Source organism: Scandinavium sp. UTDF21-P1B (assembly GCF_040750395.1).
Taxonomy (GTDB): Bacteria; Pseudomonadota; Gammaproteobacteria; order Enterobacterales; family Enterobacteriaceae; genus Scandinavium.
Genome location: NZ_JBFLVD010000011.1, coordinates 82,004 through 95,830, shown reverse-complemented (window position 1 = coordinate 95,830; position 13,827 = coordinate 82,004). Strand labels below are relative to the sequence as shown.

The following is a 13,827-nucleotide window of genomic DNA, read 5'->3' as shown; positions in this document are numbered from 1 at the left end:
AAGCGGTATCACAAAAAGGAGAAGGAAAACCATGAAACAAACGGTTGCTGCTTATATTGCGAAAACGCTTGAACAAGCCGGGGTGAAACGAATCTGGGGCGTCACGGGTGACTCCCTTAACGGGCTCAGCGACAGCCTGAACAAAATGGGCACCATTGAGTGGATGCCGACGCGCCACGAGGAAGTCGCCGCATTCGCGGCGGGCGCCGAAGCCCAGTTAACCGGCGAGCTGGCGGTCTGTGCGGGCTCATGCGGGCCAGGGAACTTGCACCTGATTAACGGCCTGTTCGACTGCCACCGCAACAACGTCCCGGTGCTGGCGATTGCCGCCCACATTCCGTCGAGCGAAATCGGCAGCGGGTATTTTCAGGAGACCCATCCGCAGGAGCTATTCCGCGAGTGCAGCCACTACTGCGAACTGGTTTCTTCTCCGGAACAGATCCCTCAGGTACTTGCACGAGCCTTGCGTGAGGCGGTGCTGAAACGTGGCGTTTCCGTGGTTGTCCTGCCGGGTGACGTAGCGCTGAAACCCACGCCAGAGAACGCCAGCACCCACTGGTATCATGCTCCGCAGCCCATCGTGGTGCCGGAAATGGAAGAGCTGCGCAAGCTGGCACAGCTGCTGCGTTACTCCAGCAATATCACCCTGCTGTGCGGCAGCGGTTGTGCCGGTGCGCATAAAGAGTTACTTGAATTCGCCGGCAAGCTGAAGTCGCCGATCGTCCATGCCATGCGCGGCAAAGAGCACGTAGAATACGACAACCCCTATGACGTGGGCATGACCGGGCTTATCGGATTTTCTTCAGGTTTTCACGCCATGATGAATGCCGACACGCTGGTGCTGCTCGGCACTCGCTTCCCGTACCGACCCTTCTACCCGGCCGATGCCAAAATCATTCAGATAGACATTGACCCCGCCAGCATCGGCGCGCACAGCAAAGTCGATATGGCGCTCGTCGGCGACATTAAGGCAACGCTTGCGGCCCTGACGCCGCTGCTGGAAGAAAAAACCGACCGGGCATTCCTCGACAAGGCGCTGGAGCACTACCGTGAGGCGCGCAAAGGGCTGGATGACTTAGCCAAACCCAGCGACAAAGCCATTCACCCACAGTATCTGGCGCAGCAGATTAGCCACTTTGCAAACGATGATGCCATCTTTACCTGCGATGTCGGCACGCCGACCGTCTGGGCTGCTCGCTATCTGAAAATGAACGGCAAGCGGCGGCTGCTCGGCTCGTTTAACCACGGCTCAATGGCAAACGCCATGCCGCAGGCGCTGGGTGCTAAAGCCACGTTTCCCGATCGACAAGTCGTGGCAATGTGCGGCGACGGTGGCTTCAGCATGTTAATGGGCGATTTTCTCTCCGTGGCACAGATGAAGCTGCCGCTTAAAATCGTGGTCTTTAACAACAGCGTACTCGGCTTTGTGGCAATGGAGATGAAAGCCGGTGGCTATCTGACCGATGGCACCGATCTGCATGACACCAACTTCGCCAACATTGCCGAAGCCTGCGGCATCAAAGGGATTCGGGTGGAGAAGTCCGCCGATCTCGACGAAGCGCTACAGCAGGCATTCAGCCATGACGGCCCTGCGCTGGTGGACGTGGTGGTGGCAAAAGATGAACTCGCCATTCCGCCACAAATTAAGCTTGAGCAGGCCAAAGGTTTCAGCCTGTATATGCTGCGCGCCATCATCAGCGGACGCGGCGATGAGGTAATCGAACTGGCGAAAACCAACTGGCTCAGGTAAAAAGAGAGGCATACCCCTGATGCAAAAAAGGAAATGCCGTGATCGATTTACGTAGTGATACCGTCACCCGCCCGAGCCGCGCCATGCTGGAACAGATGATGGCCGCCCCGGTCGGGGATGACGTGTACGGGGACGACCCGACCGTGAATGCGCTGCAGCGTTATGCAGCAGAGCTGGGCGGCAAAGAAGCCGCCCTGTTTTTGCCAACCGGCACCCAGGCGAACCTGGTGGCGCTGCTCTCCCATTGCGAACGTGGCGAAGAGTATATCGTCGGTCAGGGCGCGCATAACTATCTCTACGAAGCGGGCGGCGCCGCGGTGCTCGGCAGTATTCAGCCGCAGCCGATTGATGCCGCTGCGGATGCCACGCTGCCGCTTGATAAGGTCGCCGCTAAAATCAAAGCCGACGACATTCACTTCGCCCGAACCAAACTTCTGAGCCTCGAAAATACCCACAACGGTAAAGTCCTGCCGCGCCAATACCTGAAAGAAGCCTGGGAATTTACCCGTGAGCGCAAGCTGGGCCTGCACGTTGACGGTGCACGCATCTTTAACGCCGTTGTGGAATATGGCTGCGAGCTGAAAGAGATCGCGCAGTATTGCGACTCCTTCACGATTTGCCTTTCTAAAGGCCTCGGCACGCCGGTCGGTTCGCTGCTGGTCGGCAGCGAGGAATACATCAGGCGCGCGAATCGCTGGCGCAAAATGACCGGTGGCGGCATGCGCCAGGCGGGCATTCTGGCGGCGGCAGGCCTGTACGCGCTGAAAAACAACGTTCAGCGCCTGAAGGACGATCACGACAACTCGGCGTGGATGGCGGCTCAGCTGAAAGAGATCGGCGCTGACGTGATGCGTCACGACACCAACATGCTCTTCGTGCGCGTCGGTGAAGAAAACGCAGCAGCGCTGGGTGAACACCTGAAGGCAAACGGCGTGCTGATCAACGCCTCGCCCATTGTGCGTTTAGTGATGCATCTGGACGTCAACCGCGAACAGCTGACGGAAGTCGTTCGCCACTGGCAATCATTTTTGAATAAATAAGGATATAACGTGCCGCAAACCATTCTGGTGCTTGGCGCCAGCGGCTATATTGGCCAGCATCTGGTCACCGAACTGAGCGCGCGTGGTTTTACCGTGCGCGCTGCGGCACGTAACACGGAAAGGCTGCAAAAGCTGGCGCTGCCCGGCGTCAGCTGTCATCACGTGGATCTGAACTGGCCTAAGGAGCTGCCCGCGCTGCTTGAAGGCGTGGACACGGTCTATTTTCTTGTTCACGGCATGGGCGAAGGCGGCAATTTTATCGCTCATGAACGGCAGGTCGCACTCAACGTCCGCGATGCCTTGCGCCAACAGCCGGTGAAGCAAATTATCTTCCTGAGCTCGCTCCAGGCCCCAGAGCATAAACAGTCCGATCACCTGCGCGCCCGCCAGATAACAGGCGATCTGTTGCGTGAAGCAAGCATTCCGGTAACCGAACTGCGCGCCGGTATCATCGTCGGCGCAGGCTCCGCAGCGTTCGAGGTCATGCGCGATATGGTGTATAACCTGCCGGTGCTGACGCCGCCGCGCTGGGTGCGTTCACGCACCACGCCCATCGCTCTGGAAAATTTGCTCGTCTACCTGGTGGAATTACTGAATCATCCGGCACAGCAGCATCGCGTGCTGGAGGCCGCCGGGCCGGAAGTACTGAGTTATCAGGAACAGTTCGAGCACTTTATGCGCATCAGCGGCCGCCATCGTCCGCTGATCCCCATCCCCTTCCCCACCAGCTGGATTTCAGTGTGGTTTTTGAACGTCATCACCTCCGTACCGCCGACCACCGCCAAAGCGCTGATCCAGGGCTTAAAGCACGACCTGCTGGCGGACGATCGCGAACTACGCGCGCTGGTCCCGCAGAATTTGATCTCTTTCGATGAAGCCGTCAGGCGTACGCTGAAGGAAGAAGAGCAGCTGATGAACTCCAGCGACTGGGGCTATGACGCTCAGGCCTTTGCCCGCTGGCGCCCCGAATATGGGTATTTTCCGAAGCAGGCGGGCTGCACCGTCTGCACCTCCGCCAGCCTCGACGCACTGTGGCAGGTGGCCAACCAGCTCGGCGGCAAAGAGCGTTATTTCTTTGGCAATATGTTGTGGGACATTCGCGCGGGCATGGACAGGCTGATCGGGCACAAGCTCGCCAAAGGCCGTCCTGAACATGCAATGCTTGCAACCGGCGATGCGGTCGACAGCTGGAAGGTCATTATCGTCGAGCCGCAAAAGCAGCTCTCATTGCTGTTTGGCATGAAGGCGCCCGGGCTCGGGCGACTCACCTTCAGCATGAAAGATAAAGGCGACCATCGCGAAATCGACGTTCGGGCCTGGTGGCATCCGCACGGTATGCCAGGCTTGTTCTATTGGCTGCTGATGATCCCGGCGCATTTGTTCATTTTTCGGGGCATGGCAAAGCGCATGGCGAAGCTTGCCGAAGAAATCACGCGAGAAACCGCGAATTGAGCGTTTTTATTCGTAGTTTCTCATTGCAAGTCAGCGTAATTCACGGAAAAATGCGCACGAAATTCTTTTCAGACACAGTGGATTGATATGAAGGTACTGGTCACCGGGGCCACCAGCGGTTTAGGCCGCAATGCGGTGGAATATCTGCGCCGTAAAGGCATCAGCGTCAGAGCAACCGGTCGCAATGAAGCGATGGGACGCCTGCTGGAAAAAATGGGCGCCGAGTTTGTCCATGCTGATCTGACCGAACTGGTATCCTCGCAGGCGAAAGTGATGCTCGCCGGCGTCGACACGCTGTGGCACTGTTCCAGCTTTACCTCGCCGTGGGGCACTCAGGAAGCGTTCGATCTGGCAAACGTGCGCGCCACCCGTCGCCTTGGCGAATGGGCCGTTGCCTGGGGCGTGCGCAACTTCGTGCATATCTCTTCGCCGTCGCTCTATTTCGACTATCATCACCGTCGCGACATCAAAGAAGAGTTCCGCCCCAACCGCTTCGCCAACGAATTTGCCCGCAGTAAAGCGGCAGGCGAAGAGGTGATCAATCTGCTGGCGCAGGCCAACCCAAACACACGGTTTACCGTCCTGCGCCCGCAAAGCCTGTTCGGCCCGCACGATAAAGTGTTTATTCCGCGCCTGGCACAGATGATGCACCACTACGGCAGCGTGCTGCTGCCGCGCGGCGGCACGGCACAGGTCGACATGACCTATTACGAAAACGCCGTTCATGCCATGTGGCTCGCCAGCCAGCCGGTTTGTGATTCCCTGCCGTCAGGGCGCGTCTACAACATCACCAACGGCGAACCCCGCAGCCTGAAAAGCATCGTGCAAAAGCTTATCGACGAGCTGGATATTCACTGTCGCATCCGCTCGGTGCCGTATCCGATGCTGGACATGGTGGCCCGCAGCATGGAGCGCTTCGGCAATAAAGCGGCAAAAGAGCCCTCTTTCACCCATTACGGCGTGTCGAAGCTGAATTTTGATTTCACCCTCGACATCAGCCGCGCGGAACGGGAGCTCGGCTATCAGCCGATTGTGACGCTGGATGAGGGCATCACCCGGACGGCACACTGGCTGAAAGACCATGGCAAGCTGCCGCGTTAACCCTGCCCGTATTTCTCCAGCAGCGCCTCGGCGATAGACTGCGTTTCTGCATCCGCCGTGCCATCCCAGCGCGAGGGGCGGAAATGCATCTGAAACGCTGCGACGACCCTTTTTTGCTGCTGCCATGTCATTCCCGGCGTGACCTCATAGCCGTATCGCGCCAGTAAATCGAGTACCGAATGCATCTCAACCGGTTGCGATGGCGCACGTCCGTTCAGGTAAAATCCTACCCGGTCAGCATCCGGCCACGCGCCGATCCCCTGCTGTGCCAGCTCCCGCCACGGAAATTCAGGGCCAGGATCCTCTTTACGCTGCGGAGCAATATCCGCATGGGCCACCACGTTTTGCGGCTCAATCTTGTAGCGCGAAATGATGTCCTTCGCCAGCGGGATCAGGGCGTCGATTTGCGTGGCGGCAAACGGCGAATAGCTTTTTACGCCCGCCGTTTTCTGCCAGCCGTGATTTTCCAGTTCGATGCCAATCGAGGTGTCATTAATGCGCGTGGCACCACGCCAGAAACTGACGCCCGCATGCCAGGCCAGATCCTGTTCCGGCACCAGCTGCCAGATTAGCGGCTTACCTTTACGCAGCGGCGGGGTTTCAGGGATCAGATAATGTGCACTGACGTCCCTTCCCGTTAGCGTAACCAGAGAATTGTCGAAATCACCGGCGGTGTAGTGGATCACCAGCATTTTGATTCGAGGGTACGCATTCGGCGCCGGGTGGTTAGTATCGAGCAGATAGCCCGGTTTGCTGATCAACCCCTGGCGACTCAGTTCCCTTTCACTGGAGCAACCTGCAAGCAGCAGCACCAGCGCCATGAGGAGATAACGTTTCATTGCCGTAATTTCACCGCCGTTCCGCTGACGCTCACCATCAGCATGCTGCTGTCTTTGCCGACGGTTTCGTAATCAATATCAATGCCGACTACCGCGTCCGCGCCCAGGGCTTTAGCCTGATCGCCTAATTCCTGAAAGGCGATTTCGCGTGCCTTGCGCAACTCTTTCTCATAGGCACCGGAGCGTCCGCCGACAATGTCGCGGATCCCGGCAAAAAAATCGCGGAAGATGTTCGCTCCCAGAATGGCTTCGCCGGTCACGACGCCGCAATAGTCAGTGATGGTTTGCCCTTCCAGGGTCGGGGTTGTTGAGAACTGCATTCGGCCTCCTTCTTCAATGCCTTAGCTCTGTTTATCAAACGCATTATCGTACCGATACGCTATGCTTGAAAACATCTTAATACCGTAGTCAGTCTATAAGGAAATCCACTATGCGCTATTCTGCCGCTGCCCTGCTTGTCCCTTGTGCACTTTTGCTCAGCGCCTGCACCACCGTCACGCCAGCCTTCAAGGATATCGGCACCCGCTCGGGCCCTTGCGTTGAAGGCGGTCCGGACACCGTGGCCCAGAAATTTTACGACTACCGCATTCAGCACCGCAATAACGACTGGGCCGGGCTGCGCCCGTATCTGAGCGACGACCTGGCGAAAGTGCTTAACGATGCGAATAACGACCCGAATAAACGCGCATTGCTGCAGCAGGATCCATTCTCCAGCCGCGCAACGCCACCGGACAGCGCCGATGTCAGCAGCGCATCCACCATCCCGAATACCGATGCACGCAACATACCGCTGCGCGTAGCGCTGAAGCAGGGTTCACAGAGCTGGCAGGATGAAGTGCTGATGATCCGCGAAGGACAGTGCTGGGCCGTGGATGATGTCCGCTACCTCGGCGGCAGCGTTCACGCCCCGGCTGGCACGCTGCGTCAGACGCTCTCTAAGTAAAATTCCCATCTAATAACTCAGGGTAAATGTCTGGCATTCTGTGATGAATGCTGACATTTATTCTGATGCCCCTGCGCCTTCGCTATTTTGTGCTAACTTTAAGTATAAACGCGGTTTATAGTTAAGTTTTAACGCATAAATATTGCATAACTATTCTGTGAACGTTACTATTTGCGGCCTCAATAGCTATCGGTGTCAGATTTCCCGGATGAGTATAAAACTAGAAGGCATTAACTGCTTTTACGGCGCGCATCAGGCGCTGTTCGACATAACCCTGGACTGCCCGCAGGGTGAAACGCTGGTGCTGCTTGGCCCTAGCGGCGCGGGAAAAAGTTCGCTGTTACGCGTGCTTAACCTGCTGGAAATGCCGCGCTCCGGCACCCTGTCCATTGCGGGAAATCAGTTCAATTTCAGCAAAGCACCGAACGATAAAGCGATTCGCGATCTGCGTCAGAACGTCGGCATGGTTTTCCAGCAGTACAACCTGTGGCCACATCTGACCGTTCTGCAAAACCTGATTGAAGCGCCCTGCCGCGTGCTCGGTTTGACCAAAGAGCAGGCTTTAGCGCGTGCAGAAAAATTGCTTGAGCGTCTGCGCCTGAAGCCATACAGCGATCGCTATCCGCTGCATTTATCCGGCGGTCAGCAGCAGCGCGTGGCCATTGCCCGTGCGCTGATGATGGAGCCGCAGGTTCTGCTGTTTGATGAGCCAACCGCCGCACTGGATCCGGAAATCACCGCCCAGATTGTCAGCATTATTCGCGAGCTGGCTCAGACCCAGATTACCCAGGTGATCGTCACTCACGAAGTGGAAGTGGCGCGTAAAACCGCCAGCCGCGTGGTGTATATGGAAAACGGTCACATTGTAGAACAAGGGGATGCGGGCTGCTTTGCCGCGCCGCAGACCGAAGCGTTTAAAAACTATCTTTCACACTGATGTTTTCGGGAACAATGACAATGAAAAAAATCGTGATTGCCGCGCTGCTTGCCAGCGTCAGCCTCTCCGCAGGCGCCGCCCAGACTATTCGTTTTGCGATGGAAGCATCTTATCCTCCGTTTGAATCCATGGACGCCAGCAATAAAATTGTCGGCTTCGACGTGGATCTGGCGAATGCCCTGTGCAAACAGATTGACGCCACCTGTACCTTCACCAATCAGGCCTTCGACAGCCTGATCCCAAGCCTGAAATTCCGCCGCTTCGACGCAGTCATTTCAGGGATGGACATCACCCCTGAGCGTGAAAAGCAGGTGCTGTTCACTCAGCCTTACTATGAAAACTCCGCGCTGTTCGTCGGCCAGAAAGGCAAAATCGCCGATATTGCCGCGCTGAAGGGCAAAAAAGTGGGCATGCAGAACGGTTCTACGCACCAGAAATTCATCACTGACAAGCACCCGGAAATCACCGTTGTGCCTTACGACAGCTACATGAACGCTAAGCTGGATATGCAGAACGGCCGTATCGATGCCGTCTTTGGTGACACAGCCGTCGTTACCGAGTGGCTGAAAGCCGATCCGAAACTGGCCGCCATCGGCGACAAAGTGACCGACAAAGACTACTTCGGCACCGGCCTCGGTATTGCCGTACGTCAGGGCAACACCGACCTGCAGCAGAAGCTGAATACGGCGCTGGATCAAGTGAAGAAAGACGGCACTTACCAGACCATCTACAGCAAATGGTTCCAGAAGTAAGACTTGATGAACGAAATGTTTCCATTAGCAAGCGCCGCCGGGATGACCGTCGGCCTTGCCGTTTGTGCGCTGGCGATCGGCCTGGTGCTGGCAATGATCTTTGCAGTCTGGGAGTCAGCCAAATGGCGCCCTGTCGCGTGGGTTGGCACCGGTCTGGTCACCATCCTGCGAGGATTACCGGAAATTCTGGTGGTCCTGTTTATCTATTTTGGCTCTTCACAGCTGCTGCTTCTGCTCTCTGACGGCTTCACGATTAACCTCGGCGTGGTGCAAATCCCGGTGCAGATGCAGATCGAAAACTTCGACGTCAGCCCGTTCCTGTGTGGCGTGATCGCCCTCTCCCTGCTTTATTCCGCCTACGCTTCGCAAACCCTGCGCGGCGCGCTGAAAGCGGTACCGCAGGGCCAGTGGGAATCCGGCCAGGCGCTTGGCCTGTCAAAATCGGCTATTTTCTTCCGCCTGGTCATGCCACAGATGCGGCGCCATGCGCTGCCGGGGCTGGGTAACCAGTGGCTGGTGCTGCTGAAGGATACCGCGCTGGTGTCGCTTATCAGCGTCAACGACTTGATGCTACAGACTAAAAGCATCGCCACCCGTACACAGGAGCCATTTACCTGGTACATCGTGGCGGCGGCGATTTACCTGGTGATCACTCTGCTCAGCCAGTACATCCTCAAACGCATTGACCTGCGCGCGACTCGCTTTGAACGGAGACCAGGCTGATGCTTGAGTATTTACCCGAACTGCTGAAAGGGCTGCACACCAGCCTGACGCTGACCGTCGCGTCAATTGTGGTGGCGCTGATATTGTCGCTGATTTTCACCATCATCCTGACGCTGAAAACGCCGGTGCTGGTGTGGATCGTTCGCGCCTACATCACGCTGTTTACCGGCACGCCGCTGCTGGTGCAAATCTTTCTGATTTACTATGGCCCAGGCCAGTTCCCGCAGCTGCAGAACTATCCGGCGCTGTGGCATCTGCTCTCCGAACCGTGGCTGTGCGCGCTGATTGCTCTGTCGCTCAACAGCGCCGCTTACACCACACAGCTGTTCTATGGGGCTATCCGCGCTATTCCGGAAGGCCAGTGGCAATCCTGCGGCGCGCTGGGGATGAGCAAGAAGGATACGCTGGCGATCCTGCTGCCGTATGCGTTTAAGCGCGCCCTCTCGTCTTACTCCAACGAAGTGGTGCTGGTGTTTAAGAGTACTTCTCTCGCTTATACCATTACCCTGATGGAAGTGATGGGTCACGGCCAGCTGCTGTACGGCCGCACCTACGATGTGATGGTCTTTGGCGCGGCAGGTCTGGTGTATCTGGTGGTCAACGGTCTGCTGACCCTGATGATGCGCCTGATCGAACGCAAAGCGCTGGCGTTTGAACGCCGCAGCTAGAAAGCATAAAAAAACAACAGCAAAGCGGCTATCTCTCTGGATAGCCGCTTTTTTTATATCTTAATTAAACTATTTAATCATTTTTATTGCATATAAATTCACTCGATAGCAAGGTAATGCTCATGCCTCAGGCAGGGCAAAATTGATAAGATTGACCGACGGGAGCTTTACCATGAAGAAATTAATCCTGGCAGCGCTGCTTGCCACCGTAGCCGCAGGCGCCAGCGCAGCCGAGAAAATCAGCTTTGGCGTCTCCGCCACCTACCCACCGTTCGAATCCCTTGATGCCAACAACCAGATTGCCGGGTTTGATATCGATCTGGCCAAAGCGTTATGCAAACAGATGCAGGCGGATTGCACCTTCACCAACCACGCGTTCGATAGCCTGATTCCTTCGCTGAAGTTTAAAAAATATGACGCCGTGATTTCCGGAATGGACATCACGCCGGAACGCAGCAAGCAGGTAGCATTTACCGACCCGTACTACGCCAACTCGGCGCTGGTGATTGCCAAAAAAGGCGAGTTCAGGAGCTTTGACGATCTGAAAGGCAAGCGCGTCGGCATGGAGAACGGCACCACGCACCAGAAGTATTTGCAGGACAAACATCCTGAAGTGAAAACCGTGGCCTATGACAGCTACCAGAATGCGATCATTGACCTGAAAAATGGGCGTATCGACGGCGTATTCGGCGATACTGCGGTGGTGAACGAATGGCTGAAAACCAACCCACAGCTCGGTACCGCCACGCCAAAAGTGACCGACCCGCAGTATTTCGGTACCGGCCTTGGCATCGCGGTCCGTCCGGACAACAAAGCGCTGCTGGAAAAGCTGAACGGTGCGCTGAAGGCGATTAAAGCAGACGGTACTTACGAGAAAATCAGCACGCAGTGGTTCCCGGAGTAATTTATCTTCCCCGGTGGCGATTCGCTTACCGGGGCTATGCTAATTTTGTAGGCCCGGTAAGCGAAGCACCACCGGGCAATGTTTTTAAAGAGGCACAAAAAAGCGGAAACAAGCACCAGACGCCGCATCCATCAGACGAATTCCCCCGCCGTGCAGCTCCAGCATGCGGCGCACTATCAGCAGCCCCAGCCCTCCTCTGTCCTCACGCGCGCTTTTGGTATTCAGCGCCGAAGGACGCTGGAACAGCTGATCGCGCAACCCTTGCTCCACGCCCGGGCCGCTGTCAGCCACTTCCACCTGCAGCTGCGCATCCTCCTGCCAGACGCGCAGTTTGATCGTTCCGCCCTGCGGCGTGTGGCGCACTGCGTTATCCAGCAGGTTCGTCACCACCCGTTCAATCATCGACACATCCGCATTAAGCAGAGGCAACGTTCGTGGCATATCGACCTGAAGCGCAAGCTGCCGGGTTTCAATGGTCAGATCGAATTTCTGTGCCACGTCCTGAATCAGTTCGGCGATAGCAAACCGCTCCAGCTGCGGCTTAATGCCGCCGTGTTCAAGCTTCGCGAGCTCAAACAGCTGCTGCGATAAGTGGCGAACTTTGTGCCCCTGGCGCAGCGCAATAGCCAGATACTGCCGATTATCCTCAGGCGTTAACGTGTCAGCCTTCAGCGAAAGCGTTTCCAGATAGCCCAGTAATGACGTCAGCGGCGTACGTAAATCATGAGAGATGTTGGCAATAAATTCACGACGCTGGCGGTCGCTATCCGATAGCTCATCCCACTGGCTGGCAATTTTGCGTGCCAGCTCGATAAACGTGTTATGCAGAATGGCAACTTCATTGGCCGGTTCATGCTCAGGCGTTTGCTGCGCCAGCCGTTTGATGGCGCTGATGCTGTCCTGATCGAGCCCGCGCACGTCTGCGGTCAGCTGTTTAACCGGGCGCGTCACCCAGTACCAGACCATCACGCCCGCGAGGCTGCCAAACAGCGCCACCAGCAGCAGCGACCACAGCACCGTACTCCATAGCGCTTTCTGCCAGGCGCTGTCGGAGAGCGCATTCAGATCCTCACCCTGCAAAATAATGTACAGGTAGCAGCGCAGTTCACCGTCCAGCCGAACGGGGGCAACGCTGAAGACTTTCTGCTTATCCAGGCTGCGCGGATCGTCGCCAAAAACAGGCCACGCCGCGCCGCCAAGAAACGTTTGCAGCGGCGCGATGTCTATTTTCTGGCGCTTCACATGGCCCGCCGGTGCGGCGTCGGCCAGTAAATTGCCCTCCGGTGAAACCAGATAGAGTTCAACGCTCGGGTTGAGGGTCATCAGGCGGTCAAAGAGCGTTTTAAGCGTCTGACGGTTGACGTTGCCCTGCCTGTCGAGCAGCGGTTCACTGTTGACGATTTGCTGTGCCAGCCCGGCGGAGAGACGCTGTACCATCGCGCTGCCGTACTGGCTGGTGCTGTAGAGCTGGACGCTGCATGCGGCAATCGCGCAAAGCAGCAGGATTGCAGTGAACACCAGCGTCAGCCGCTGGCTGAGGCTCAGACGGCGGATCATGTCGTACGCTCCGTTTTGTCGCTGGCGAACTTGTAGCCTTTTCCCCAGACGGTCAGAATGATTTCCGGCTCGGCGGGATCGTGCTCAATTTTGATACGCAGACGGTTAATGTGCGTGTTGACGGTGTGCTCGTAGCCTTCATGCTGATAGCCCCAGACCCGGTCCAGCAAAGAGAGGCGGGAGAAGACTTCCCCCGGGTGACGGGCAAACCAGTACAGTAAATCGAATTCGCGGGGCGTGAGCTCAATCTGCTCACCGCGCAGCCGCACTTCACGCGCCAGCGGGTCAATGGTCAGGCCGTGACAGCTGATTAACCCACCTTCCATGCGAATGTTTTGCCCCATCGCCTCCTGGCGGCGGAACAGTGCTTTGACACGCGCAATCAATTCAAGCACCGAAAATGGCTTAGGCAGATAGTCGTCAGCCCCCATTTCAAGACCAAGCACCCGGTGCGTTTCGCTGGTACGGGCGCTGATGATGATCACCGGCAGATAGCGCGTCATCTGGCGAATGCGGCGACAAATTTCCAGACCATCAACGCCAGGCAGCATTAAGTCGAGGATCACCGCATCCCATACCTGTTTTTCAAGCTGCACCAGCGCCTGATTGCCATCCGCTTCATGGACAATCTGATAGCCTTCGTCCTGAAGATTCAGCCGCAGCAAGGTGGCGATATCCTGATCGTCTTCCACCAGCAGTATTTTCTTTGGCGTAGTCATCGCATTCCACCGTAAGTCGTTTCTCCAAGCTTAACGCAGGGGAGCACCGCGAGTTATCACATTTTATTTAAACTTTCGTGAGGAAGTGGGGATGAGTCGTGGCGCACGATAGCGGTATATCGCTCGTCAGATATACCCACAACGCAAAATGAGGAATGACCATGAAAAAGTTAATGATTGCCGCCGCTGCCGTTTCTGCCCTGGTGATGTTTAACGCTCAGGCCGCTGACAGCATGAGTAAAGACAAGATGGCGCTGTCTCATGACGGAATGACCAAAGACGGTATGAAGCACGACAAAATGGACAAGATGAAAAAGGATGAAATGAAAAAAGGCGAGATGAAAAAAGACGCGATGAGTCAGTAGATTCAGGCTGCATCCGCTTATCACCCTCTCTCTAACCCTCTCCCTGAGGGAGAGGGAATCTGGACGGTGCAGCTTTT

15 protein-coding genes are annotated in these 13,827 nt (G+C 56.5%); 11 read left to right on the top strand and 4 right to left on the bottom strand.

All coding sequences use genetic code 11. From position 1 onward, the window contains the following. Window positions 1-31 precede the first annotated feature (31 nt). From poxB to AB1287_RS07030, 4 genes are all read left to right on the top strand, one after another. Window positions 32-1,750 (top strand): ubiquinone-dependent pyruvate dehydrogenase, encoded by a 1,719-nt coding sequence (gene poxB / locus AB1287_RS07045; RefSeq protein ID WP_312628937.1) that lies wholly within the window; start codon window positions 32-34, stop codon window positions 1,748-1,750. Window positions 1,751-1,788: 38 nt separating this feature from the next. Further along, a complete protein-coding gene (gene ltaE, locus AB1287_RS07040) occupies window positions 1,789-2,790 on the top strand; it encodes a low-specificity L-threonine aldolase (protein WP_435617350.1) in 1,002 nt (333 codons plus the stop codon). A gap of 9 nt (window positions 2,791-2,799) precedes the next feature. Next, window positions 2,800-4,242, top strand: coding sequence for a DUF2867 domain-containing protein (locus tag AB1287_RS07035; protein ID WP_435617349.1), 1,443 nt, complete (start codon window positions 2,800-2,802; stop codon window positions 4,240-4,242). Window positions 4,243-4,329: 87 nt separating this feature from the next. Beyond that, window positions 4,330-5,343: an NAD-dependent epimerase/dehydratase family protein gene (locus AB1287_RS07030; RefSeq protein WP_312628932.1), complete on the top strand. Its 1,014-nt coding sequence runs from the start codon at window positions 4,330-4,332 to the stop codon at window positions 5,341-5,343. Here the strand turns inward: AB1287_RS07030 and AB1287_RS07025 are convergent. Beyond that, complete coding sequence (locus tag AB1287_RS07025; RefSeq protein ID WP_312628930.1) at window positions 5,340-6,182, bottom strand: N-acetylmuramoyl-L-alanine amidase; 843 nt, start codon at window positions 6,180-6,182, stop codon at window positions 5,340-5,342. The two genes, AB1287_RS07030 and AB1287_RS07025, sit on opposite strands and share 4 nt — an antisense overlap. Next, the gene (locus AB1287_RS07020) at window positions 6,179-6,502 is read right to left on the bottom strand and encodes a heavy metal-binding domain-containing protein (RefSeq protein ID WP_312628928.1); all 324 of its coding nucleotides are present in this window, start codon (window positions 6,500-6,502) and stop codon (window positions 6,179-6,181) included. Before AB1287_RS07020 ends, AB1287_RS07025 begins: the two co-directional genes overlap by 4 nt. A gap of 110 nt (window positions 6,503-6,612) precedes the next feature. On the opposite strand from AB1287_RS07020, the gene AB1287_RS07015 reads away from it, so the two are divergent. The 6 genes from AB1287_RS07015 to artJ (AB1287_RS06990) all read left to right on the top strand — a co-directional run bounded on the left by AB1287_RS07015 (window position 6,613) and on the right by artJ (AB1287_RS06990) (window position 11,109). Then, the gene (locus AB1287_RS07015) at window positions 6,613-7,125 is read left to right on the top strand and encodes a lipoprotein (RefSeq protein ID WP_312628927.1); all 513 of its coding nucleotides are present in this window, start codon (window positions 6,613-6,615) and stop codon (window positions 7,123-7,125) included. A gap of 208 nt (window positions 7,126-7,333) precedes the next feature. Beyond that, the gene (gene artP, locus AB1287_RS07010; RefSeq protein WP_312628926.1) at window positions 7,334-8,062 is read left to right on the top strand and encodes an arginine ABC transporter ATP-binding protein ArtP; all 729 of its coding nucleotides are present in this window, start codon (window positions 7,334-7,336) and stop codon (window positions 8,060-8,062) included. 20 nt (window positions 8,063-8,082) lie between these two features. Further along, complete coding sequence (gene artJ / locus AB1287_RS07005; protein WP_435617348.1) at window positions 8,083-8,814, top strand: arginine ABC transporter substrate-binding protein; 732 nt, start codon at window positions 8,083-8,085, stop codon at window positions 8,812-8,814. 6 nt (window positions 8,815-8,820) lie between these two features. Further along, entirely contained in the window at window positions 8,821-9,537 is a 717-nt protein-coding gene (gene artQ / locus AB1287_RS07000; RefSeq protein ID WP_435617347.1) for an arginine ABC transporter permease ArtQ, read from the top strand. After that, window positions 9,537-10,205, top strand: coding sequence for an arginine ABC transporter permease ArtM (gene artM / locus AB1287_RS06995; RefSeq protein ID WP_312628922.1), 669 nt, complete (start codon window positions 9,537-9,539; stop codon window positions 10,203-10,205). The genes artQ and artM overlap by 1 nt, the downstream gene beginning before the upstream one ends. A 172-nt stretch (window positions 10,206-10,377) precedes the next feature. Then, window positions 10,378-11,109 carry an arginine ABC transporter substrate-binding protein ArtJ gene (gene artJ, locus AB1287_RS06990; RefSeq protein WP_435617346.1) on the top strand — a complete coding sequence of 244 codons (732 nt, stop codon included), beginning with the start codon at window positions 10,378-10,380 and terminating at the stop codon, window positions 11,107-11,109. Between the two features lie 84 nt (window positions 11,110-11,193). Here the strand turns inward: artJ (AB1287_RS06990) and AB1287_RS06985 are convergent, their stop codons facing one another. After that, entirely contained in the window at window positions 11,194-12,666 is a 1,473-nt protein-coding gene (locus AB1287_RS06985) for a sensor histidine kinase (protein WP_435617345.1), read from the bottom strand. Beyond that, the gene (locus AB1287_RS06980; protein ID WP_312628918.1) at window positions 12,663-13,385 is read right to left on the bottom strand and encodes a response regulator transcription factor; all 723 of its coding nucleotides are present in this window, start codon (window positions 13,383-13,385) and stop codon (window positions 12,663-12,665) included. Before AB1287_RS06980 ends, AB1287_RS06985 begins: the two co-directional genes overlap by 4 nt. 161 nt (window positions 13,386-13,546) lie before the next feature. On the opposite strand from AB1287_RS06980, the gene AB1287_RS06975 reads away from it, so the two are divergent. Beyond that, window positions 13,547-13,750 carry a hypothetical protein gene (locus tag AB1287_RS06975; protein ID WP_435617344.1) on the top strand — a complete coding sequence of 68 codons (204 nt, stop codon included), beginning with the start codon at window positions 13,547-13,549 and terminating at the stop codon, window positions 13,748-13,750. The last annotated feature ends 77 nt before the right edge of the window (window positions 13,751-13,827 follow it).